This window comes from Caballeronia sp. AZ10_KS36 (assembly GCF_023631105.1).
In the GTDB taxonomy this organism is placed as follows: domain Bacteria; phylum Pseudomonadota; class Gammaproteobacteria; order Burkholderiales; family Burkholderiaceae; genus Caballeronia.
The window spans coordinates 1-22960 of the sequence record NZ_JALQDQ010000010.1 but is presented as its reverse complement, the minus strand read 5'-3'; the positions used below and the strand labels follow the sequence as shown (position 1 = coordinate 22960).

16 protein-coding genes are annotated in these 22960 nt (G+C 66.4%); 5 read left to right on the top strand and 11 right to left on the bottom strand.

Annotation, left to right across the window (positions count from 1 at the left end; translation table 11 throughout):
- Positions 1 to 17: 17 nt before the first annotated feature.
- The 4 genes from NCR35_RS06090 to msbA all read right to left on the bottom strand — a co-directional run bounded on the left by NCR35_RS06090 (position 18) and on the right by msbA (position 4965).
- A complete protein-coding gene (locus NCR35_RS06090; protein WP_250533634.1) occupies positions 18 to 1022 on the bottom strand; it encodes a glycosyltransferase family 4 protein in 1005 nt (334 codons plus the stop codon).
- A 48-nt stretch (positions 1023 to 1070) separates the two neighbouring features.
- A complete protein-coding gene (locus tag NCR35_RS06085) occupies positions 1071 to 2210 on the bottom strand; it encodes a glycosyltransferase family 4 protein (RefSeq protein WP_250533633.1) in 1140 nt (379 codons plus the stop codon).
- Complete coding sequence (gene waaC, locus NCR35_RS06080) at positions 2207 to 3175, bottom strand: lipopolysaccharide heptosyltransferase I (RefSeq protein WP_250533632.1); 969 nt, start codon at positions 3173 to 3175, stop codon at positions 2207 to 2209. Before waaC ends, NCR35_RS06085 begins: the two co-directional genes overlap by 4 nt.
- A gap of 71 nt (positions 3176 to 3246) precedes the next feature.
- Positions 3247 to 4965 (bottom strand): lipid A export permease/ATP-binding protein MsbA, encoded by a 1719-nt coding sequence (gene msbA / locus NCR35_RS06075; protein ID WP_250533664.1) that lies wholly within the window; start codon positions 4963 to 4965, stop codon positions 3247 to 3249.
- A 268-nt stretch (positions 4966 to 5233) separates the two neighbouring features.
- On the opposite strand from msbA, the gene NCR35_RS06070 reads away from it, so the two are divergent.
- Entirely contained in the window at positions 5234 to 6001 is a 768-nt protein-coding gene (locus NCR35_RS06070) for a glycosyltransferase family 2 protein (protein ID WP_250533630.1), read from the top strand.
- Here the strand turns inward: NCR35_RS06070 and dnaE are convergent.
- A complete protein-coding gene (gene dnaE, locus NCR35_RS06065; protein WP_250533629.1) occupies positions 5995 to 9510 on the bottom strand; it encodes a DNA polymerase III subunit alpha in 3516 nt (1171 codons plus the stop codon). The genes NCR35_RS06070 and dnaE overlap by 7 nt on opposite strands.
- 225 nt (positions 9511 to 9735) lie before the next feature.
- Here dnaE and NCR35_RS06060 point away from each other — a divergent pair, with 225 nt between their 5' ends.
- On the top strand, positions 9736 to 10599 hold the full coding sequence (locus NCR35_RS06060; protein ID WP_250533628.1) for a sulfurtransferase: 864 nt from the start codon (positions 9736 to 9738) through the stop codon (positions 10597 to 10599).
- A 9-nt stretch (positions 10600 to 10608) separates the two neighbouring features.
- Positions 10609 to 11481, top strand: a complete 873-nt coding sequence (gene gluQRS / locus NCR35_RS06055; protein ID WP_250533627.1) for a tRNA glutamyl-Q(34) synthetase GluQRS — start codon at positions 10609 to 10611, stop codon at positions 11479 to 11481.
- 52 nt (positions 11482 to 11533) lie between these two features.
- Here the strand turns inward: gluQRS and NCR35_RS06050 are convergent, their stop codons facing one another.
- The 4 genes from NCR35_RS06050 to purT form a co-directional block, all read right to left on the bottom strand.
- A complete protein-coding gene (locus NCR35_RS06050; RefSeq protein WP_250533626.1) occupies positions 11534 to 13015 on the bottom strand; it encodes a DEAD/DEAH box helicase in 1482 nt (493 codons plus the stop codon).
- A 438-nt stretch (positions 13016 to 13453) separates the two neighbouring features.
- On the bottom strand, positions 13454 to 13819 hold the full coding sequence (locus NCR35_RS06045; protein ID WP_250533625.1) for an MliC family protein: 366 nt from the start codon (positions 13817 to 13819) through the stop codon (positions 13454 to 13456).
- Between the two features lie 37 nt (positions 13820 to 13856).
- Positions 13857 to 14027 carry a DUF6726 family protein gene (locus NCR35_RS06040; RefSeq protein ID WP_250533624.1) on the bottom strand — a complete coding sequence of 57 codons (171 nt, stop codon included), beginning with the start codon at positions 14025 to 14027 and terminating at the stop codon, positions 13857 to 13859.
- Between the two features lie 31 nt (positions 14028 to 14058).
- Positions 14059 to 15306, bottom strand: a complete 1248-nt coding sequence (purT, locus tag NCR35_RS06035) for a formate-dependent phosphoribosylglycinamide formyltransferase (RefSeq protein WP_250533623.1) — start codon at positions 15304 to 15306, stop codon at positions 14059 to 14061.
- Between the two features lie 282 nt (positions 15307 to 15588).
- Here purT and NCR35_RS06030 point away from each other — a divergent pair, with 282 nt between their 5' ends.
- Both NCR35_RS06030 and NCR35_RS06025 read left to right on the top strand, forming a co-directional pair.
- A complete protein-coding gene (locus NCR35_RS06030; RefSeq protein WP_502801651.1) occupies positions 15589 to 16149 on the top strand; it encodes an META domain-containing protein in 561 nt (186 codons plus the stop codon).
- Positions 16150 to 16379: 230 nt separating this feature from the next.
- Complete coding sequence (locus NCR35_RS06025) at positions 16380 to 21053, top strand: DNA translocase FtsK (RefSeq protein ID WP_250533621.1); 4674 nt, start codon at positions 16380 to 16382, stop codon at positions 21051 to 21053.
- 16 nt (positions 21054 to 21069) lie between these two features.
- Here the strand turns inward: NCR35_RS06025 and NCR35_RS06020 are convergent, their stop codons facing one another.
- Positions 21070 to 22125 carry a transporter gene (locus tag NCR35_RS06020; RefSeq protein ID WP_250533620.1) on the bottom strand — a complete coding sequence of 352 codons (1056 nt, stop codon included), beginning with the start codon at positions 22123 to 22125 and terminating at the stop codon, positions 21070 to 21072.
- 103 nt (positions 22126 to 22228) lie between these two features.
- A complete protein-coding gene (locus NCR35_RS06015) occupies positions 22229 to 22807 on the bottom strand; it encodes an antimicrobial peptide resistance and lipid A acylation PagP (RefSeq protein ID WP_250533618.1) in 579 nt (192 codons plus the stop codon).
- Between the last annotated feature and the right edge of the window lie 153 nt (positions 22808 to 22960).

Here is a 22960-nt window from a genome sequence, read left to right as displayed (position 1 = left end):
CGCCTCGATTCTTTTCTTCACTGCGCCGGCCGCAAGTAGAAGTCCGCACGGCGTCGCAACGCCTCATCCGAATACAGCGATTCCACCGTGCGCCGCGCGCGTTCCCCAATCGATGCGCGCAGCGACGAATCCGCGAGCAAGCCGTCGACGAAACCGCGCGCCTGCTCGGTGGTATCGAACAGGAAGCCGTTCTCGCCATGCCGAATCCAGTCCGCGTAGCCGCCGCGCCGGTGGCACACCACGGGCAGGCCGCATGCCATGGCTTCCAGCACCACGCGCCCGAACGTTTCGACATGCGCGCCCGTTCGATAATAAAAGACATCGATGCTGCGCAGAAAGTCGACTGCCCCGATCGCCCCTTCCGGCAGGATCTCGACGTGCGGTGTTCCCGTGAGCGCGTCTGACGCCGCCGCGCGCAGAGTGGTCGCGCCTTGGAGCCGTATGTCCGCGCCAGCGTCGGCCCACGCGCGATAGAGCGGTACGTCGTCGAGATCGTGCTTGTCGAGCGTGTCGCGGCTCAGGCGTCCGATCACGAGCCGTCCACCGGAACGCGGACGCGGCATCGGCGTGAACTGAGCGATGTCGATAGGAGAAGGCTGCACCTCGCCTTCCACGCCGAGCAGCTTCCGCTGGAATTCGGAAATGAAAACGTACTCGGTCTTCGGCCAGCGGAGCATCGGCGGATGCGTCGCGGTAAGCGCCAGTATCTTCGGGTGAAACGTGTTGAAGACATAGATCAGGCGTTGCGGCGCCCGGCTCAGATACGGCCACAGCCTGTTGCGCCAGTGCGTGCCGACGAAGACGAACGTACCGCCGTGAGGACGGTTCGCCCCGCCGATACCCATGTGGATGCGCCTGATTCCATGGCGACGGGCGAGGTCCGGCGAGCACCGTGACGAAGGCGACCACAGCGACAGTTCGCTGCGGTCCCTCAACAGACGCGCGAGATGCAGGGCTTCCTGCTCGCTGCCGCCGTATTCATTCATGAATCCGTTGATGATGTGAATGACCGGTTTCGGCATTGAGCTGGGGACCCTGTTGGACACTGAAAAGAACGGTGACGGAGCGCGTCAGTCGGCGAGCGCCGCTGCGGCACGCCGATACACCGCCTCGGTCGCCGCGACGAAGCGATCGCTCGAAAACTCGCGTACGGCTTTCTCGTGCGCACGAGCGCCCATCTGCGGCAGGCGCGCGCGATCGGCGACGATCTTTCGCAGTACCGCTCCAATGCCACTCACGTCGCGCGGCTCGACGATCCAGCCGTCGATGCCGTCGTCGATATTCTCGGGCAGGCCCGCGTAACGCGTGACCATCACGGGCTTGCCCATCGCCATCATCTCGCGGCAGGCGAACGACACCGTCTCCACGGCATACGAAAGGACGAAACCGATGTCGAACGTCGCGATGTAGTCCGGCACATTCTCCACGAATCCGACGACGTGCACGCTGTCTTGTACCCCGAGGGCCTCGATGGTCCGCCGTTGCTCCTCGCTCGGCTCCGTGCCGACCACGACCACGATCGCCCGTTCGCGCACCTCGCCCGGAAGGCCCGCGACGGCTGCGATCATGTCCATGGTTCCCTTATACGAATCGAAGCCGGTGACCGTACCGAGCACGAGCCGCCTCGCGCGGTCGGGGCCGAGCATCGTCAGCCGCTTCGCGGCGGCGCTTGCGGCATCGCGCGGCGCGTACTTCGCCATGTCGATGCCGTTCTTCACGACGGTCAGCGGACAATGCGCGTACACCGATTGCCGCACGAGTTCCGCGGTGGAGTCGGACACGGCGATCACTTCGTCCGTCGCGCGGGTGGCGCGCAGCCGGGTCAGGAAGTCGCGCTTGATGGCGATGGAGTTGTGCTTCGTGAAAACGATACGCGGCCGCGGCCCCTTCCACCGCAACATGACGAGCAAGAGCAGGCGGTGATCCGGCGAGCCGTTCACGTGGATGACATCGAACTGCTCGCGCTGGAGCAGCGCCCGCAGCGCGCGCCACGCTCCCCACATGCGCGCGACGTCCTTGAGTTTCGCGGGAAAGTCCATCGGCACGGCCGTGACGCCTTTCACCGCGCACGCCTTTTCATAGAGACGACTCGATCCCGGCGCGGCGACGAAGACCTGATGACGGGCAGACAGCCCGCGTGCGATTGCGACGATATACGTGTCGTGGCCGCCACCGCGGCCACAGTGAAAATTGACAAACAGAATCTTCAACGGCCTGGTCTCACTGAATCAATAGCTGAAAGCACCTCCTGGACCGACGGCGGATTGCCGCTGTCGCCGACCGAGACCGACACGCCCGGCACATTCACACCGAAGTGCGGCCGCGAGGTCGCGCTGAAAATCATCACGGTCGGTCGCCGGAGTTCGCTTGCGAGGTGCACGAGGCCCGTGTCGGTGCCGACGACGAGCGCCGCGCGCGCGATATGCTGCGCGACCTCTTCGATGCTCAGCTTCGGCAACACACGCGCACTCGGCACGCGCTCGGCGATGGCCTCGGCGTCGAGGCGCTCGGCATCCGAGCCCCACGGCAGAAGCGGCGTCATGCCTTGCTCGACGATAACCTTCGCCACCGCGATCCAGTTCTCGACCGGCCACTTCTTCTCCGGCTTCGACGTCGCGTGGAACAACAGCGCGAACGGCACATCGGCGCTCACGGCGAGCGGCTTCGCCGGTTTCGGAATGGCGAACACGCTGGGCGGAGCGGCGTCGATGGAATAGCCGAGGGTGTCGGCGAGCGTCTGACGCATGCCCTGCCAGGCGTTCGCATCGTGACGCGGCGCAAAGCGATGTGTGTACGCGAAGGCCGCGCCCCGTTCCCCGAGGTTGATGTTCGCGTAGCCGAAGCGGCGCCGCGAACGTGCGAGAAAAGAGATGATCGCGCTCTTGTAGACGCCGTGCAGATCGAAGATCGCGTCATAGCGTTCGCGCCGCAAATCGTGAATCGACGACCAGATGGCTCGCAGATCCGCGAGGTTGCGCGCCTTCTTGAAGCGGCGCAGCGGCGCGCACAGCACGCGCGCGACGCCGGGATTCCAGCGCGGGATATCGGCGAAGTTTTCGTCCACCGCCCAATCCACCTGTACGCCCGGAAACGCGCGATGCAGGTCGCCGACGACGGCCTGCGCCTGAATCACGTCGCCCAATGAGCTGACTTTCACTATCAGAACCCGCTTCATTCTGCGATCGCTTGCATGTGGTGGAACCGGTCGTTCGGCAAAGGCGAGTTTTGGAAGCGGCCGACGATACGTCAGGCCGCCTGCTGCTGATACTGGATGCGATGAAGATGCGCGTAGAGCCCGTTGTGGCGCAGCAGTTCCGCGTGGCTGCCCTGCTCCGCGATCTTGCCCGCCTCCAGCACGAGAATGCGGTCCGCGCGCTCGATAGTCGAGAGCCGGTGCGCGATGACGAGCGTCGTGCGCCCTTTCATCAGCGTTTCGAGCGCGGACTGAACGTGCCGCTCGGACTCCGAATCAAGGGCCGACGTGGCTTCGTCGAGAATCAGGATCGGCGCGTTCTTGTAGATGGCGCGCGCGATGGCGAGGCGCTGACGCTGACCGCCCGACAAACGCATGCCGTTGCCGCCGATCAAGGTGTCGATGCCGTCCGGCATTGAAGCGACGACATCGGCCAGATTCGCGGCCGCCAGCGCGGCGAGCACGCGGTCGCGGTCCGGCACCGTGCCGTATGCGACGTTGGCGGCAATGCTGTCGTTGAAGAGCACGACGTCCTGACTCACCATCGCCATTTGCGAGCGCAGATCCGCCAGTGCGTAGTCGGTGAGCGGCACGCCGTCGACGAGCACTTCGCCCTCGGCAGGATCGAAAAAGCGCGGCAACAGATTGACGAGCGTGGTCTTGCCGCTGCCCGACGGACCGGCGAGCGCGACCATCTCTCCCGGCGCGACCTTGAACGAGACGTGATCCAGCGTGGCCCGCTCCTGCGTGCCGTAATTGAACGAGACGTTGCGAAACTCGATGCTGCCCTGCGCGCGCTCTAGCCGCCGCCCGCCGCCCGCCGGCTCCGGCGGCTCGTCGATGAGGCCGAAGATGAGTTCGGCCGCCGTCATGCCTCGCTGCAGCGGCTGGTTCACGTCGATCAGATGCTTGAGCGGCGAAATCACGAGCAGCATGGACGTGACGAACGCCACGAAGCCGCCGACCGTCGTCTGGTCGCTCGCGGATTGCAGCACGGCGATCGTGATGACGATGGCGAGCGCGATCGAAGCGAGAAACTGCGTGAGCGGCTGAGCGAGACCGCCCGACACCTGCATGCGCATGGCGTAACCGCGCAGGCGGCTGCTCATCTCGGTGAAGCGCCCGATTTCGTACGGCTCGCCGTTGTGGACCTTGACGACCTTGTAGCCGCCCACCGTCTCCTCGACGATGTAGGAAAGGTCGTTCGTGAGCATCTGGTGCTCGCGGTTCAGACGCCGCAAGCGCCGGTTGATCTTCGACACGAGCCAGCCGATGCCCGGCAGGATGAGCGCGACGATCAGCGTCAGCCGCCAGTTGAGAATGAACAGGTACCCGAGCAGGAAGACGACCGTAAGCGAATCGCGCACCAGCGTGACGACGACGCTCGACAGCACCTGCAGGATCTGGTTGACCTCGAACACGATCGCGTTGATGACCGTGCTCGCCGTCTCGCGCTGAAAGAAGCCTGCGCTCGTGTGAATCATGCGCTCGAACATCTGCAGCCGCAGTTGCAACAGGATCTTGTTCGACACGTACGAGAGCAGATACCCCGACGCGTATTGCGCGACGCCTCGCACGAGCGCGAGGCCGATCACCGCGACGGGCACGATCCATTTGGCACTTTCGCTGCCCCGAGTGCCGAAGCCGTGGTCGAGCAGCGGCTTGAGCAGCATGGGAATGCCGGCTTCGCTGGCCGCGACGAAGCCCATCGCCACGAGTCCGAGGAGCACGATACCCATGAGCGGCCGCAGATACGGCCAGAGCCGCTTCATGACGGCTGCGGGCGTCGTCGTGCTGCCTTCGCCGATGGTCTTTCTCAGTGTCTGCTTTTCGCTCGAGTTCTCGCTCAAATCGTCCTCTGCGTTGCGAAGCCCCGGCCGCCGCACCCGCCAGCCAGGAAGAAGGCCGCGCCAGCGGGTAACGCCGGACGCCACAACAATCCGCCATTGTAAACCGCCGGGCGTGCCGGACTCAGGAAGGCACGCGCCTGGCCGGTCGATGGTTCTACAATACGCGCCACGAACAACACGGCCCGACGACATGACGCACGGCAGCCTCGGCATCGCCATCATCACGCACAATGCAGCGGCGCGGCTCGCGCAATGCCTCGAATCCGTATCCTTCGCCGACGATATCGTCGTGATCGACGGCGGCAGCGCCGACGGGACCGCCGACATCGCGCGACAGCATGGCGCACGCGTGGTAAGCGCGCCCGACTGGCCCGGCTTCGGGCCGCAGAAGAATCGCGCGCTCGACGCGCTCTCGACCGACTGGGTGCTGTCGATCGACGCCGACGAAGTCGTAACGCCCGAACTTGCCGCCGCCATCCGCCGCGCCATCGCAAAGCCGGACGCGGATGTCTACGCGATAGACCGGCTCTCCAGCTTTTGCGGCGACTGGATCCGGCACAGCGGCTGGTACCCCGACTGGATTCCCCGGCTTTTCAGGCGCGGCACGGCGCGCTTCTCCGACGATCTCGTGCATGAACGGCTCGTCGTGGCGCCGGGCGCGGCGGTGGCACGACTCGAAGGCAAACTGCTGCACTACTCCTATGAAGACTTCGAGACGGTCCTGCGCAAGCTCGACGCCTACTCGACGGCCGGCGCGCGACAACGCCATGCCGCGGGCAAGCGCGCGAGTCTTGGCATGGCTGTAACGCGCGGTCTATGGGCCTTCTTCAGAACCTACGTGCTCCGGCGTGGTTTTCTCGACGGGCGCTCGGGCTTCATGATCGCCGTCTTCAACGCCCAGACGGTGTACTACAGATTCCTCAAGCTCGCCTATCTGGGCCGGCGACCGCATCAATAAACAATCTCGATCTCACTCCCCGCGAACTCCCCGCGCAGCGCGCTGATGAGATCGTCGGTCGGCTTGACGCGCCACGCGTCGCCTAAACGCACTTCGCCTTCGGCGTGCTCGCTGCGATAGACGATGCTCACGTTGAGTCCATTGGGAATCGGCGCGGCGCTCTGACGCTGTCGGCCATTGTCTCTGACCGGCATCGGCGACGGCGCGGCCTGTTCGCCTGCCGCATGCGCTTCCAGCACACGACGCAGCCGCAACGCGTCGGCATTGCCGTTCATCTCCACCTTCACGGCTTGCGCGTAGCGGCTACGCGCGCGTTCGAGATCCATCGCCGTATCGACGGTGAAGCGGATGCCGCCCGTGAACGCGTCGTTGCGCGCCTGCCCCTGCACCACCAGCAGTTCGTCTTCCTTGAAAAGCGCCTTGTTCGCTTCGAACTGCTCGTTGAACACGGTCACTTCGCACTGACCGGTGCCGTCGTCGAGATTGACGATCAGCATCTTGCCGCGCTGGGTCATCTGCGTACGCATCGACGAAATCACGCCCGCGACGAGCTTGTCGCGGCCTTCCTTCAGCTCGCCGATCTTCTGGCGCACGAAGCGGCGCACTTCGCCCTTGTAGGCGTCGAAAAGATGCCCCGACAGATAGAAGCCGAGCGCCGTCTTTTCTTCCTGCAGACGCTTCTTGTCCGACCACGCGGGCTCGTCGACGAGTTCGTGCTTCTGCAGCGGCGTGTCGCCCATGTCGAAGAGGCCCGCTTGCATCGCGTTCGCGGCGGCCTGTTCGGCGGCCTCCATCGCGAGCGGGACCGAAGCGAGCAGTTGCGCGCGATTGGCGTGCAGCGCGTCGAACGCGCCGGCACGAATCAGCGCCTCGACCGTGCGCCGGTTGACGACGCGCCGGTCGATGCGCTCGCAGAAGTCGAAGAGGTCGGTGAATGCGCCGTCCTCGCGCGCCCGCAAGATCTCTTCGATCGCGTTCTGCCCGCTGCCCTTCACCGCGCCCAGACCGTAGCGGATGGTCTTCGAACGCTTGCCGTCCGCCTCCGCGACCGGTTCGAAGCGATACGCCGACTGATTGATGTCCGGCGGCAGCACCGTCATGCCGTTGGCGATGCAATCCTCGAAGAGGATCTTCACCTTGTCGGTGTCGTCCATGGCGAGCGACATGTTGGCCGCCATGAATTCCGCCGGATGATGCGCCTTGAGCCACGCCGTGTAGTACGCGAGCAGCGCATACGCCGCCGCGTGCGACTTGTTGAAGCCGTAGCCCGCGAACTTCTCCATCAAGTCGAAGATCTCGTCGGACTTCTCGCGCGTGAGGCCGTTCCTGGCCGCGCCTTCCGCGAAAATCTCGCGGTGCTTGGCCATTTCCTCGGGCTTTTTCTTGCCCATCGCGCGACGCAGCAAGTCCGCGCCGCCGAGCGAGTAGCCGCCGATGATCTGCGCCATCTGCATCACCTGCTCCTGATAGACCATGATGCCGTAGGTCTCTTTCAGAACAGGTTCGACGCGCGGGTCCGGATACTCGACGATCTCGCGCCCATGCTTGCGCGCGCAGAAGCTCGGAATCAGGTCCATCGGGCCAGGGCGATACAGCGCCACCAGCGCGATGATGTCCTCGAAGCGGTCCGGCTGCGCGTCCTTCAGCATGCCCTGCATGCCGCGGCTTTCCAGCTGGAACACGGCGACGGTGTTCGCCTTCTTGAGGATGGTGAACGAAGCCGGATCGTCCAGCGGCACTTGCGCGAGACTCCAGTCGCGCTTGCTCGGATCGAGCCGGCGGATATACCGTTCGGCCCAGTCGAGAATCGTGAGCGTGGTCAGGCCCAGGAAGTCGAACTTCACGAGGCCGACGGCTTCCACGTCGTCCTTGTCGTACTGGCTGACGACGCCGCCGTCCTCGCCCTGCGTGTAGAGCGGGCAGAAATCGGTGAGCTTGCCGGGCGCGATCAGCACGCCGCCCGCGTGCATGCCGACGTTACGCGTCAAGCCCTCGACGCGCTGCGCGAGCTCCAGCAACTGATGTACTTCGTCTTCGGAGTCGAAACGCTCCTGAAGCGCCGGCTCTTCCTTCATCGCATCCGCGATAGTCACGTGCTTGCCCGGCTTGAACGGAATGAGCTTCGCGATGCCGTCCGTGAACATGTACCCGAGATCGAGCACGCGGCCGATGTCGCGCACCGCCGCCTTCGCCGCCATCGTGCCGAAGGTCGCGATCTGCGAGACGGCGTCCGCGCCGTACTTGCCCTTCACGTACTGGATGACGCGGTCGCGCCCTTCCTGACAGAAGTCGATATCGAAGTCGGGCATCGACACGCGTTCCGGATTCAGGAAGCGTTCGAAGAGCAGGTTGTAGCGCAGCGGATCGAGATCCGTGATGCCGAGCGCATACGCGACGAGCGAACCCGCGCCCGAGCCGCGCCCCGGGCCGACCGGCACGCCATTGTTCTTCGCCCACATGATGAAGTCGGCGACGATCAGGAAGTAGCCCGGAAAGCCCATCTTGATGATGGTCCCGCACTCGAAGTCGAGCCGCTTGTAATACGTGTCGCGCTGCGCGTCGCGCTCGGCCTCGTCCGGGTAAAGCTGCGCGAGCCGCACTTCGAGGCCTTCCTTCGACAACTGCACGAGGTAGTCGTCGAGCGACATGCCGTCGGGCGTCGGGAAAAGCGGCAGCTTCGGCTTGCCGAGTTCGAGCGTGAGATTGCAGCGCTTGGCGATTTCGACCGTATTCGCGAGCGCCGACGGAATGTCCGCGAAAAGCGCGCACATCTCGTCCTGCGTGCGGAAGTACTGCTCGGTCGTGAAACGCTTCTGGCGGCGCGGATTGGCGAGAATGTCGCCCTCGGAAATGCACACGCGCGCTTCGTGCGCAGTGTAGTCGTCCGGGGTCATGAACTGCAGCGGATGCGTGGCGACCACCGGCAGGCGCAGCTTCGCGGCGAGCGCGACGGCCTCCAGAATGTACGCCTGCTCGCCGGGCTGGCCGGCGCGCTGCAATTCGATGTAAAACGCGTTCGGAAAGAGCTTCGCCCAGCGCTCGGCGTGGCGCTCCGCGCTCGCGGTGTTGCCCGCCGCGAACGCCATGCCGATGTCGCCGGTCTGCGCGCCGGAGAGCGCCAGCAGCCCTTCAGCGAGCCCTTCTTCGAGCCATTCGACCATCACTTCCGCGCGGCCGCGATACTGATTCGTGAGCCACGCGCGGCTCAGCAGTTCGCACAGATTCAGATAGCCGGTCTTGTCGCGCACGAGCAGCAACAGGCGCGAAGGCTTGTCGCGGTCGGCGGGATTCGTGATCCAGACATCGCAGCCCGCAATGGGCTTCACGCCCCTGCCGCGCGCTTCCTTGTAGAAGCGCACGAGGCCGAAAGCATTGGCGAGATCGGTCAGCGCGAGCGCGCCCTGACCGTCTTCGGCGGCCGATTTGACGACGTCGTCCAGCCGCACGATGCCGTCGGCAATCGAGAATTCGGAGTGGACGCGGAGATGAACGAAGCGGGGATCTGACATGCCGATATTGTACATGCGGGCTGTCGCGAAATTGCCCGCGAGGGCCGCGTTGGCCGAACGGATAAGGCGCCCGCCGCTCTCGAAATCGGGCACGCGCAGGGAATCGCCGAGCGGGGCCGCGCGCCGCGCCGGACGCGCCCGCCGTTTGCGGGATAATAGCGGTTTCGCGCGACGCATGCGTGCCGCGCCTGGTCCCGTTTCGACATGTTTCACCCGTATCCGATCATGAGCATACTGAATCTCTCCGCCTACAAATTCGTCACCATCGAGGACGGCGCCGCGTGGCGGCCGCTCGTCACCGAACGCTGCAATGCGCTCGGCCTCAAGGGCACGATCCTGCTTGCGCCGGAGGGCATCAATCTGTTCATCGCGGGGCCGGTCGCGCAAGTGCGCGAGTTCATCGACTACATTCGGACGGACGCCCTCTTCGGCGGCCGTTTCGCCGATCTGCAGTTCAAGGAGAGCTTCTCCGAGACGCAGCCGTTTCGCCGCATGCTGGTGAGGCTCAAGCGCGAAATCATCACGATGAAAAAGCCCGCGATCAAGCCGGAACTGGGCCGCGCGCCGTCCGTGGATGCGCCCACGCTCAAGGCCTGGCTCGACCGCGGTCACGACGACGCCGGCCGCCCTGTCGTGATGCTCGACACGCGCAATGCGTTCGAAGTGGACGTCGGCACGTTCGAGAACGCGCTCGACTATCGCATCACGAAGTTCAGCGAGTTCCCCGAGGTGATCGAGCAGAACCGCGCGGACCTCGAAGGCAAGACCGTGGTGTCGTTCTGCACGGGCGGGATTCGCTGCGAGAAAGCCGCGATTCACATGAAGGAAGTCGGCATCGAGCATGTTTATCAGCTCGAAGGCGGCATTCTGAAATACTTCGAGCAAGTGGGCGGCGCGCATTACACCGGCGACTGCTTCGTGTTCGACTACCGCACCGCGCTCGATCCGAACCTCCAGCCGACGGCGACCGCGCAGTGCTTCGGCTGCCGCGCGGTGGTGAGCGTCGAAGACCAGCAATCGCCGTATTACAAGCCGGGCGAGACGTGCCCCGCGTGTCACCCGGACGCGAAAGTCGGCCAGGCGGCTTAAGCCTCGGTAATGATCTATCGCGGCCGCTTCGCGCCTTCACCGACAGGCCCGCTGCACGCGGGATCGCTCGTCAGCGCGCTCGCGAGTTTTCTGGATGCCCGCGCGCACGGCGGAACGTGGATCGTGCGCATCGAGGACGTCGATTCGCCGCGCACGGTCCCCGGCGCGGCCGACGACATTCTCGCGACGCTCGCCCGCTTCGGCATGCATTCCGACGAGCCGCCCGTCTGGCAGAGCCGGCGCGACGACGCGTACGCTCGGGCCTTCGAGCAGTTGCAAGCGGACGGCCTCGTGTATCCATGCGGATGCACGCGGCGCGAGATCGCCGATTCCCTCGTGCATGCGCACGCGCGTCATGCGACGCTCGCGTATCCCGGCACGTGCCGCAGCGGGCTGAACGGCCGCCCGGCGCGCGCGTGGCGGCTGCGCGTGCCGGACGGCGACGCGGCGCGCGTTACGTTTGTTGATCGCTGGCAAGGGCCGCAGTCGCAAGATCTCGCCACCGAAGTCGGCGATTTCGCCCTGAAGCGCGCGGACGGCTTGTGGGCGTATCAACTGGCAGTCGTCGTCGATGACGCCGACGCGGGCATCACGCACATCGTGCGCGGCGCGGATCTGCTCGATTCGACCGCCCGGCAAATCTATCTTCAGCGGTGTCTCGGCATGCCGACGCCCGCCTATCTGCACGTGCCGGTCGTCAACAATGACATCGGCGAGAAACTCAGCAAGCAGACCGGCGCGACGCCGCTCGACACCACCGCTCCGCTCGACGCGCTCATACAGGCAGCGCGGCATCTCGGAATCGATGCCGCGAGCGCGTGCTCGCTGGATGCGTTCTACGCTCGGGCCATCGCCGATTGGGCGAAGCGATTCGTGCCGTAAAACGAAAAACGGCAGCCGCGAAGGGCTGCCGTTCCGATGAACGCGCGCAGGCTCAGGACGTCTTGCGCGGCATGCCGAGTCCGCCCAGGAGCGCCGCCAGCGGCTGCTTCGAGACACTCTTGCGCTCGGGTTCGACGGTTTCCTCTTGACGCTTCATCGCCGAGGGCGACGGTTCATACGGCTTCAGGAAGAATTCGTCCACCGGCTGCTGACGCCCGCGCGGCCGGTCGTATGCGCTCGACGTGCGGCGGCGCGAACCCGACTCTTCCCGCGCGCCATGCCGATGCTCGGTGCGCTCGCCGCGCGCCGGCCGCTCGTCGCGGCGGGCTGCGTCGCGCCGCATGGGCGTGGCAACCTGCAGCGTCTCGACTTCCAGCGGACGCTTGATCAGCTTTTCGATGTCGGCCAGCTGCTTGCGCTCGTTCGGGCTGCACAGCGACAGCGCGTCGCCCGAAGCGCCCGCACGCCCCGTCCGGCCGATGCGGTGCACGTAATCTTCCGCGTTGAACGGCAGGTCGAAGTTGATGACCGCCGGCAGTTCGGCGATGTCGAGACCGCGCGCCGCGACGTCCGTGGCCACGAGCGCCTCGATCTCGCCGCGCTTGAACGCGTCGAGCGCCTGCATGCGCTCGCTCTGCGAACGGTCGCCGTGAATCGCGGTCGCCACGATGCCGTCGCGCTCCAGCACGCGCGCGAGCCGGCTCGCGCCGATCTTGCTGTTGCAGAACACGATCACCTGCTTCAGTCCGCGCTCGCGAATGATCTGGGCGACGGCGCCCGACTTGTCGCTCTCGTGGACCTCGTAGACGATCTGGCGCACGTTGGTCGCGGTCGAGTTGCTGCGCGCGACTTCGATGGTCTGCGGATTACGCAGGTACGTCGCCGCGAGCTTCTTGATTTCCGGCGAAAACGTGGCCGAAAAAAGCAGCGTCTGGCGTTCTTTCGGCAGCAGATTCAGGATGCGTTGCAGGTCGGGCAGGAAGCCCATGTCCAGCATGCGGTCGGCTTCGTCCAGCACGAGCATCTGCACCTGGCCCAGGTTGAGCGTCTTTTGCTGCACGTGATCGAGCAGGCGGCCCGGCGTGGCGATGAGAATCTCGACGCCGCGGCGCAGTGCCTCGGACTGCGGATTCATGTCGACGCCGCCGAAGACGACCGTGCTGCGCAGCGGCGTGTGCTTCGAATACGTCTGTACGTTCGCGGCGACCTGATCGGCAAGTTCGCGCGTCGGCGTGAGCATGAGCGCGCGCACCGGATGCCGCGCAGGCGATGCGCTGGTGTTGGCGTTCGGCAGCAGGCGCTGGATGATCGGCAGAGAGAAGCTCGCCGTCTTGCCGGTGCCGGTTTGCGCCGCGCCCATTACGTCGCGGCCCGAGAGCACGACGGGGATGGCTTTCGCCTGAATCGGCGTAGGCGTCGTGTAGCCGGACTCGCGCACCGCCTTGAGGATCTCGGGGGACAAGCCGAACTGGTCGAACGTCGGTGCGGCCGTGGCTTCTTCGGTGGACGTGTTCGGGGCGACGGAATCAGACATGGTGACTATGGTGGCTTTCGCTATAAAACCGCGGATGCGGCGCGCGTGAACGATCGTTGAATCCGACTCGGCGTTTCACGCGTAAGTTTCGATGGCGCGGAACGAACCGCGACGCAATCTGTTAGGGGTGCACGCTTGTCGTGCGCATGTTGCGTGCCTTGGCGCGCGACTGGACAGGCTGCCGGACATCGGGCATCGGCGGCGAGACTTGTTTCGCACCTTCCTTCGACGCACACCCGAATGGAACACGGCTTCGATGACGCTTTGGCGACACCGGGCGCTGATGCCGCGCGTACCGCCCGCTGCGCAGCGGTTGCTCGGGCGCTGGGAAGGTCCGCTGGCGACCGCCGCCCTCTTACTGCGGGAAAGCCGCACATTGTAGCACCGCCTCTCGAAGCGTTCGGACGCACGCGGCCGGGGCCGCGCGCTCGCATCCGGCTACTTCGTGCGCGCCTGACAGTCCGCAAGCAACGGCGGGGAATCCTTGGCGGCCATCTCGTCGTACAGGTTGGCCTGCGGGCCCTTGGTCCACCAGACATATTGATCGGCGGCGTATTTCGCGCCCGAACCGGCGATCACGTTCACGAACAGGAGCTTGCGCCCGTCGACGGTCAACGCCGCGAAGCTCTGGCGGTTGCGCGTGGTCGTGTACTGCACGGTGACGCTCTTGCCGTCGCGGCAATCGTAATGCGTGGATTGCGTCGATGCCGTCTGGATCTGCGGAACCGTCAGCGGCATGGCCTGCGCCGATTGCACGGCCAGCGCCGTCGGCAAGGCGATCGAGAGTGCGAGAAACTTGTTCATCGTCCTGTTATTCGGTGTTGAGAAGACCGCACGCCGGTCAGGGATCGATCACGTCGGCGCACGCATCGGTGGGCGCGGCCGCGACATGACCGACGACCGGCACGATCTTGAGGCCCGCCGATGCGATCCGGCACGGAGCGGCGGCAAGGCCGCAGCCCGACAGCCCGACGCATGCCGCGACGAGCGCGGCGAGAAACAAGCGTTTCACTGGAATGCTCCTGTCTGTCGCACGGCTGCCGTCACTTGGTGGAAACCGGACGCACCTTCGATGCCGCGAGCTTCGCGCGCTCGCGCGCCTCGTCCGTATCGACGCCGGTTGCCACCGCGACGCCCATGCGCCGCTTCACGAAGCTCTCGGGCTTGCCGAAGAGCCGCAAGTCCGCGCCCGGCACGGCGAGCGCCTCGCGCACGCCTTCGAAGGCGATGCCCGCTTCGTCCAGACCGCCGTAAATGACCGCCGACGCGCCCGGCGTGCTCAACGACGGGTCCACGGGCAGCCCGAGAATCGCGCGAGCATGCAGCTCGAACTCGGAGAAACGCTGCGTCGCGAGCGTGACGAGCCCGGTGTCGTGCGGACGCGGGCTCACCTCGGAGAACCACACGTCGTCACCGCGCACGAACAGCTCCACGCCGAAAAGGCCGCGCCCGCCGAGCGCCGTCGTCACTTTTTCGGCGACGTCGCGGGCTTTTTTCAGCGCCGCCGCGCTCATCGGCTGCGGCTGCCAGGATTCCACGTAATCGCCCGCCACCTGAACGTGCCCGATCGGCTCGCAGAAGTAAGTCCGCGTTTCGCCGCTCGCCGGGTCCGCCGCGCGCACGGTGAGCTGCGTGATCTCGTATTCGAAGTCGATGAAGCCTTCCACAATCACGCGGCCGTGATTGACGCGCCCGCCGGCCATTGCGTACTGCCACGCCGGCTCCACGTCGGCCTCGCTGCGCAGCACCGACTGCCCTTTGCCCGACGACGACATGACCGGCTTCACGACGCACGGAAAGCCGATGGTCGCGATCGCGGCTTTCATCTCGTCGAGCGATTGCGCGAACGCATAGGGCGAAGTCGGCAAGCCGAGCGTTTCGGCGGCCAGCCGGCGAATGCCTTCGCGGTTCATCGTGAGCTGCGTGGCCCGCGCGGTCGGAATGACGGTCGCGCTGCCCGACGTCTCGATGTCCGCGAGCGCGTCCGTGGCGATGGCCTCGATCTCTGGCACGATCAGATGCGGCTTCTCGTGTTCCACGAGCGCGCGCAGCGCGGCGGGATCGGTCATGTCGATGACATGCGCGCGGTGCGCGACCTGATGCCCCGGCGCGTTCGCGTAACGATCGACCGCGATGACTTCGACGCCGAGGCGCTGTAGCGCAATGATCACTTCCTTGCCTAGCTCGCCCGCGCCGAGAAGCATGACGCGCGTGGCGCTCGGAGAAAGCGGCGTGCCGATGCGCACGGCGATATCGTGCGGTGCGTTCTTGTCGGCTGAGTCGGTCTGCATGCGTGCTCCGGAAGCGTTTCGGTTGTGCGTCGGCAATGAGTCTCTTCGATGACTCGAACGCCGATTGTCACGATTCGGCGGCGATGTTAACACGCAGCGCAGCCGCCGACTGCTATGCCGTTCGGCCTATTGACAACGCATATGGACTCGCGTTCGCGCCGGGAATTCCCGCGCGCGTCGATGGTCCGCTGCGCGACAAATCCATTTCTTGCATCTGAATGCTGGACAAACGATACGACGCGTGCGGTACCCTTACGGCTTTCGCCAGTCCTGGGATTTTCGATGTCTTCGCATTTTCGCCGCGCTTTATCTTCACGCTCGATGCCGCGTCCGCTGGCCATCCTTGCGCCGTGCGCTGGCGTCGCTGTTTTGATGGCAAGCCTCGTGAGCGGCTGCGCCATGCCGAAGCATTCGGACGCGAGCGCGCCGCCCACCGATCCTTATAACCCCGCCGCGACGCAATTGCTCGACGACACGCATTGGGAACTGACGAGCTGGACCGAGCCGAACGGCCAGCCGCGCGCCGTGCCGACTCGCGCGGCGGGCGGTCAGCCGATCACCCTCGATCTTTCCACGGAGAGCGGCCGTCGCCGGGCGAGCGGCTTTTCGGGCTGCAATCGCTACACCGGCCCGTACGCGCTCAAGGACGGCAAGCTGAGCTTCGGCCCGCTCGCCGGCACGCGCATGGCGTGTCCATCGAGCGTCGGCGGCGCGGCGGAGCAAGCTTATCTGGACGCGCTCTCTCATGTCGCGAAGAGCGGCGTGCAGATGAATCCGCCGCAGTCGCTTCAGTTGACGCTCGACAACGGCGCCGTGCTGACTTTCGCGCAACGCGCTGAATGACACGCCGCCGCGCCGTGCTCGCTCGGAGCATGACGAGTGCGTGCCGCTGAGTGCCGCTGAGTGCCGCCGAGTGTTGCGCGCTTGCGCCATGCGCGTCCGGTTTAGCCCGCAACCGTTAAACTGCACGGTCGATACGCCCGGCCCGTGCGCGACATACGCACGTTGCGCCGACTACGCGACCGGGCAGCCGTCTCTCATCCGTCTCATCCAACCTTGGTTCGATCCTTAGCATGCACACGGTAGTTCTCGGCTGGTTCGGTGCATCAGTCGTCTGGTTTCTCGCTCTCTTCTGGCGCGTCGTCAAATCGGTGCTTCCGGGCGGCGCGGGGCTGCGCGGTCCCGGCACGATCCGCCTGTGGCTCGGCTTTTTCACCGTTCTCCTGTCGAGCGCGGCGCTGGAAGGCGCGCTCGCCGGCGCACTCGAAGCACAGCAGAACGTCAATCGCGCCGGCCGCGCGCTCGCGGGGGCGCTCGCCGGCCTCGCGCATGCGCCGGGGGCCATCGCCATCGCGGCTGCGGTGCTTGCAATCAGTTTGCCGTGGCTCCTCGAATTCAGCTGGCGTTCGGTGCTCGCCTGGGCCGACGAAGCATTCGGCTTCGGCCTTCCGCAAAGCTGGCTGACGCCGCGCGAGCCGTCCGACCGCGAGTCGCGCGCCCGCGAGCCCGAGCGTGCCAAGTCGAGGTCGAAGCGCAGCGCGCCGGCAAGCGAGCAGCCCACCGGCATGCGTTGGCGCGAACGCCGCACGCGTGAGACGACGACTGCCGATGCGCCGTTGCGAGGCATCGGCGGCGAGCGTTTCGATGCCATGGCCTCTCGCCCTTCGCCCGACGAGCCGACGCTCGGCATGCCCACCGGGCAACGCAGCGGACGTTATCAGCGGCCGACGCCGTGGCGTCCACCCGCGACGGCCGGACGCGTCGTGAAGGGCGCGGAGGCATCGGCGGCAAGCATCGCGGCGACGGCGGAGGCGTATTCGCGCCGCCCTGCTTTCGAGCGCGCCGGCACGCCGGTGTCCACGTTCGTCGAGCCGGTCGCGCCTGACGGATGGCTCAATTCCCTGTCGACGGCAGCGGCGGCGCTCGGCTCGACAGCTTCGCGGGCCAATTTGCCGTCGGGCTCGGCTGGCCGCAATGAGACCGGCGCGGCGGCTTCGACGCGTTCCGCAGCTTCTTCCACAGGGTCTGCATCTTTTGCGTCGCCCGGGGCGCGGCAGCGGCCGACGTCCACGCAGACCACGCCGGCACGCGCCGCCGGGCTTACGAGCGGCCCGGCTCCCGCGCCGAGGAACGGCGTGCCGGCGCGCAACCCGGCTCCGGCGTCCGCCGCGACGCCGACTCAGGTATCGCGTGGGCCGGTAAGACGCCCCCTGCCGACGGAGATGACAGGCGATGGGCGCTCGTCGGCTTTCGCGCCGCCCGCGTTCTCGCGCCCGCCTTCGCCGCCTGTGCCGCCGCCCGCGCCCGACGCCATTCAGGCGACGCTGCGCTCCATCGAGGAGAAAGCGGCGCTCTGGACGTCGCTGGCAGGAGCGAGTCTCGCTCGTCATCACGAGGCGCAGGCGTCGCCGTCGACCGATGCGGCGTCGCTGATGCCGGAGCGCGCGGTGGCCGCGAGCGCGTTGGGGGACGGCGGATCGGGCGATCGTGCGCCGGTCGGTCTGCGTGCTTCGCCGGATTCTTCGTCTGACACGCGCGCCACGGCTGCACCGATTGAAGAAGCAGTCTCGTTCAGTTTGCCCGCTCAGGGTGAAGCGAGTGCGGAAGCGCCCGTTGCGCCAACAGCCGATGAATTGCGATCAACCGCATTCCGAACGCCGCAGCGCGCGTCCGCGAGCGAGGTGGAAGTGTCGCCGGCAACGCTGGACGCCGGTGCGCGCGCTCATGAAGAAATGAGCGCAACAACGCCTGCGACGCCGTCGCCGATCCCCGAGGAGCCGTCGATCGAACCCATCGGCACGCACGAAGCGCCGCTGGCGATCTCGGACGCTGGCAAAGAATCGCCCGCCATCGCGGAAACGCCCGAGAAGCCGTCGGCGGGCGCGCCCGCAACCATTCCGCCATCCGCAGTCGTCGACACGCCCGCCGCTTCCAAGCCAGCCGCCGATAGCCGACGCCTGACCGACGAGCACGCATCACCGGTCGGCGAGGCTCCGGCCGATGCGCTCCATCGAGCGGCCGGATCGCACGAAGTCGTGCACGCGTTCGACAGTGCGCTCAAAGCGACTGAAATCCTCGGCGAGCGACGTGCGCCGACCGAGCCGGCGACTTTGACGGCATCGCCGTCGCCGACGCCTCTCGCGCAAGTGTTCACGGCGACCGCGGTCGGGCATGAGGCAGAACCACGCGCCGACGCGCCAAGCATGGAACCGGCGGCAACATCGCCGGCGCACATCATCCCTGACGCACCGGCCACTCTCCAAACAAGCTCCGATGCCGAACGTGAGCCGCACGCGCCGTCATGGAAAATGTCCACGGCGACCGCGGTCGGGCGTGGTGCAGAACTACCCGCCGGAGTGCCAGGCATGGAACCGGCGGCAACATCGGCGGCGCACATCGTCCCCGACGCACCAGCCACTCTCCAAACAAGCTCCGATGCCGAACGTGAGCCGCACGCGCCCTCATGGAAAGTGTCCACGGCGACCGCGGTCGGGCATGGCGCAGAACCACCCGCCGACGCGCCAAGCATGGGACCGGCGGCGACATTGCCGGCGCACATCGTCCCTGAGCCACCGGCCACGCACCAAGCAGGCTCCGATGCTGAACGCGAGCCGCACGCGCCGTCATGGAAAGTGTCCACGGCGACCGCGGTCGGGCATGGCGCAGAACCACCCGCCGACGCGCCGAGCAGGGAACCGGCGGCAACATTGCCAGCGCAAATCGTCCCCGACGCACCGACCTCGCTCGAAGCACGCTCCGATGCCGAACGCGAGCCGCACGCGCCGTCATGGATGATGAGCGAACCGCTGGCGGACGAGCCGACGCGTTTGGGCATGGACTCGGCCGCCGTGCGACACGCACGCGCACAGGACATCGCGCCCTCTTCCCGCATCGACGTCTCGCGAGACGACCGGCCCACGCCTGCCAACACGCCACCGCTAGAAAAGCGCGAAGCATCGCCCATCGAACCAGACACTGTCCCGGACCGACCGGACTATCCGTTCGATTCGGCGCCCATCCTGCCCCCGCCGCTGCCCCGCGCGCTGTCCGGGCCTGGTGAGCCGCAGCCGTCGTTCGACGAAGCACCGCCGTGGCTCGATCACGAGCCGCAGTCGTTGTCCGTGCCGCCCGCGCCGCCCGCATTCGACGCCCCATCCACGCGCGCAAGCATCGACGAAACGCGCCCCGCCGCCGCTCCCGAGCCGCGTCAGCCGCTGCGCGGCTTCGCGCCGACCGAGTTCGAATTCCACGCGCCGCAGGCGTCGGCCGTCGAGTTGCCAACGCTGGATCTGCTCGAACCCGCCTCCGACGAAGTCGAGCCCGTGTCCGAGGAACGCCTCGCCGATACCGGCCAACTGATAGAGCAGCGCCTCCAGGAGTTCAAGGTGCCGGTGACGGTCGTCGGCGCGTCCGCGGGCCCGGTCATCACGCGCTTCGAAGTGGAACCGGCGCTCGGCGTGCGCGGCAGCCAGATCGTCGGGCTGATGAAGGATCTGTCGCGCGGGCTCGGGCTGACGTCGATCCGCGTGGTCGAGACGATTCCCGGCAAGACCTGCATGGGCCTGGAATTGCCGAACGCCCGGCGGCAGATGATCCGCCTCTCCGAGATTCTCGAAGACGACGTGTATCGCACGTCGAAGTCGAACCTGACCATCGCGATGGGCAAGGACATCGTCGGCAATCCGGTCGTGACCGATCTCGCGAAAGCGCCGCATATGCTCGTCGCGGGCACCACCGGCTCGGGCAAGTCCGTCGCCATCAACGCGATGATCCTTTCGCTGCTCTTCAAGGCGAAGCCCGAGGACGTGCGCCTCATCATGATCGACCCGAAGATGCTCGAACTGTCCGTCTACGAGGGCATTCCGCATCTGCTCGCGCCGGTCGTGACGGACATGAAGCTCGCGTCGAACGCGCTCAACTGGTGCGTCGGCGAAATGGAAAAGCGTTATCGGCTGATGTCGGCCGTCGGCGTGCGCAATCTGCAAGGCTTCAACCAGAAGGTGCGCAACACCGAAGCCGCGGGCAAGAAGCTCACGAACCCGTTCTCGTTGACGCCGGACGCGCCGGAGCCGCTCTCGACGCTGCCGCTGATCGTCGTCGTGATCGACGAACTCGCGGATCTGATGATGGTTGCCGGCAAGCAGATCGAGCAGTTGATCGCCCGTCTCGCGCAGAAGGCGCGCGCCGCCGGCATTCACCTGATTCTCGCCACGCAGCGGCCGTCGGTGGATGTCATCACCGGGCTCATCAAGGCGAACATTCCGACGCGCGTCGCGTTTCAGGTGTCCTCGAAAATCGATTCGCGCACGATTCTCGACCAGATGGGCGCCGAATCGCTGCTCGGCGCGGGCGACATGCTGTTCCTGCCGCCCGGCACCGGCTATCCGCAGCGCGTGCACGGCGCGTTCGTCGCGGACGACGAAGTGCATCGCGTGGTCGAGTATCTGAAGCAGTTCGGCGAGCCGGAGTACGAAGAAGGCATCCTCTCCGGTCCGACGCCGGAAGGCGGCTCGCAGGATCTCTTCGGCGAAGCGCCCGATGCGGAAGCCGATCCCCTCTACGACGAAGCCGTCGCGTTCGTCGTGCGCACGCGGCGCGCATCGATTTCGTCGGTGCAACGGCAGTTGCGCATCGGCTATAACCGCGCCGCGCGTCTCGTCGAGCAGATGGAATCGGCCGGGCTCGTCTCGCCGATGGGCAGCAACGGCAACCGCGAAGTGCTCGCGCCGCCCGGCCCGGCGGACTGAGCCTCAGCTCGGCGCCTCACCAGACGCGCAGCTTGCGCAGCAGGAAGATCGTGATGGCGGCGCAGCCCGCCATCACGCCGATGACCATCCAAAACGACGCCGGATTATGCGTGCCCGGCAAGCCTGCGACGTTCATGCCGAAGATGCCGGTGAGAAGCGTCGCGGGCATCAAGAGCGCGGACATGATCGCGAGCCACAGCAGCTTGCGGTTGATGTCCTCGGAGAGCAGCGCCGCGATCTCGTCCTGCAAGAGTTTCGCGCGTTCGTAGAGTCCTTCCAGCCCCGCGCCCAGGCCGTTCAGCACCTGAATGGCCTGCACGAGCGCCTCCATGGAACGCGGCTCGGCCCATTCCAGACGGCGCGTGACGAGCTGCGTCAGCGCGTTGCGCTCCGGATCGATGAAGCGCTTCACCTCCACCAGCCTGCGCCGCACGTCGCCGAGATGCGCGCGCCAGTTCGCCTGACGGTTTTCGAGCACGCCCTCTTCCACGTCGTCGAGCCGGTCGCCGATGTCGTCGATGCGATCGACGAAGGTCTCGTTCAGCGCGCGAATCAGGCCCGCGAAGAGGTCGACGGTATCGCGGAACGTCGCGCCTTCGAGCACGGCGTGGCGCAGACGGTCGGTCGATTGCAGCGGCCGCGCCCGCACGGTGATCATGCGGTGGCGGTCCACGTAAAAGCGCAGCGCGCTCGTCGCGCGATTCGCCTCGCGCACGCCCGGCGAGGCCGCATCGGGCGCTGCCGCGACGAGTTCGAGGTCCGCGACCACGCCGTACACGAAGTTCGCGCCCATGTGCACGCGCGGCCGCTTGTCCTCGCCGTTGAGGAATTCACGCGCGACGTCCGGCATCGACGTGACGCCTTCGAGCCAGCTTTCGACGGTGTCGTCGTTGGCCGAAAGATGCAGCCACGTGAAGCCGTCGCCCGCCACGGCCCGGCGCGCCTCGTCCCACGAGAGCCGCAACGCGTCGCCGCCCGCGAAGTCGAACGCGCTGATGAATCCCGGCGGCGCCGGCTGGTCGTGACCGGCGCGCGCGCGCTCGGCCGGGTCCTGCGTACGGGTCGTATCCAATGTTGCTTCCCTGCTGTTACCTTACGAATTGATCGGGACACCTTTCGATTCCCGATACGATGCGACTTCACGCCCGCATGAAGCGGGCCGCGCGGCCATCGTACTAGAACTCGTAGCGTCCCCAGAAGAAGGCGACGTCGCCGTCGTTCAGGCCGGGCAGGCGCGGAATGAACGTGCCCATGAGCGACGCGCGCTTGTAGCGGATCGAGCCGATCGGCAACGCGAGCGGCAACGGCAAATAGTGCGCGACGTCCGAGCGCGCGGTGAAGCCCGCGAAGAAGCCGCCGCCGGCCTGCAAGCCGCCCAGCACCGGCTTCGTGAACCACTGCCGCGCATAGCCGCCTATCGGCTGGAAGTTGTGATGCGAGTCCGAGAACCCGAACGCGAACAGGATGTCCTCGTCGCCGTTCGCGTCGGTCCAGTGCTTGCCCGCGCCGCCGCCCCACGACCACGGATTCAGCTCGCTGCGATTCGTGTAACCGTCGATGTGCCAGCCGTAGCCGGTAACGTAAAGGTCCCACGTGCCCTCGTGCGCGACGCGCATCACGCGCTCGCACGCCGACGACATCCAGTCGCGCTTGAAATCGCATTGCCCTTCGTCGGCGTGCGCGGCGAAGGGACTTATCGCGCACACGCTCAGCAACGAAACCGTGACCGCCCTGACCGCTATTTTTTTTGTCATCGTCGATGGACTGCGCATCGCTGTGAAGGTAAGACGCCGGGGCGGGGGGGGGGGGGGGGGGGGGGGGGGGGGGGGGGGGGGGGGGGCGGGGGGGGGGGGGGGGGGGCGTGGGGGGGGGGGGCTCCGCGTAGGTGGGGGTGGGGGCGGGGTGTG

Bases quoted from the DNA above. Each gene is read 5' to 3' on its own strand.
- msbA (WP_250533664.1), bottom strand. From the start codon at position 4,965: ATGAAGCGGCTCTGGCCGTATCTGCGGCCGCTCATGGGTATCGTGCTC.
- NCR35_RS06060 (WP_250533628.1), top strand. From the start codon at position 9,736: ATGAGCATACTGAATCTCTCCGCCTACAAATTCGTCACCATCGAGGAC.
- NCR35_RS06015 (WP_250533618.1), bottom strand. From the start codon at position 22,807: ATGACAAAAAAAATAGCGGTCAGGGCGGTCACGGTTTCGTTGCTGAGC.
- purT (WP_250533623.1), bottom strand. From the start codon at position 15,306: ATGCAGACCGACTCAGCCGACAAGAACGCACCGCACGATATCGCCGTG.
- dnaE (WP_250533629.1), bottom strand. From the start codon at position 9,510: ATGTCAGATCCCCGCTTCGTTCATCTCCGCGTCCACTCCGAATTCTCG.
- NCR35_RS06090 (WP_250533634.1), bottom strand. From the start codon at position 1,022: ATGCCGAAACCGGTCATTCACATCATCAACGGATTCATGAATGAATAC.
- NCR35_RS06025 (WP_250533621.1), top strand. From the start codon at position 16,380: ATGCACACGGTAGTTCTCGGCTGGTTCGGTGCATCAGTCGTCTGGTTT.
- NCR35_RS06050 (WP_250533626.1), bottom strand. From the start codon at position 13,015: ATGTCTGATTCCGTCGCCCCGAACACGTCCACCGAAGAAGCCACGGCC.
- gluQRS (WP_250533627.1), top strand. From the start codon at position 10,609: ATGATCTATCGCGGCCGCTTCGCGCCTTCACCGACAGGCCCGCTGCAC.
- waaC (WP_250533632.1), bottom strand. From the start codon at position 3,175: ATGAAGCGGGTTCTGATAGTGAAAGTCAGCTCATTGGGCGACGTGATT.
- NCR35_RS06030 (WP_502801651.1), top strand. From the start codon at position 15,589: ATGTCTTCGCATTTTCGCCGCGCTTTATCTTCACGCTCGATGCCGCGT.
- NCR35_RS06045 (WP_250533625.1), bottom strand. From the start codon at position 13,819: ATGAACAAGTTTCTCGCACTCTCGATCGCCTTGCCGACGGCGCTGGCC.
- NCR35_RS06070 (WP_250533630.1), top strand. From the start codon at position 5,234: ATGACGCACGGCAGCCTCGGCATCGCCATCATCACGCACAATGCAGCG.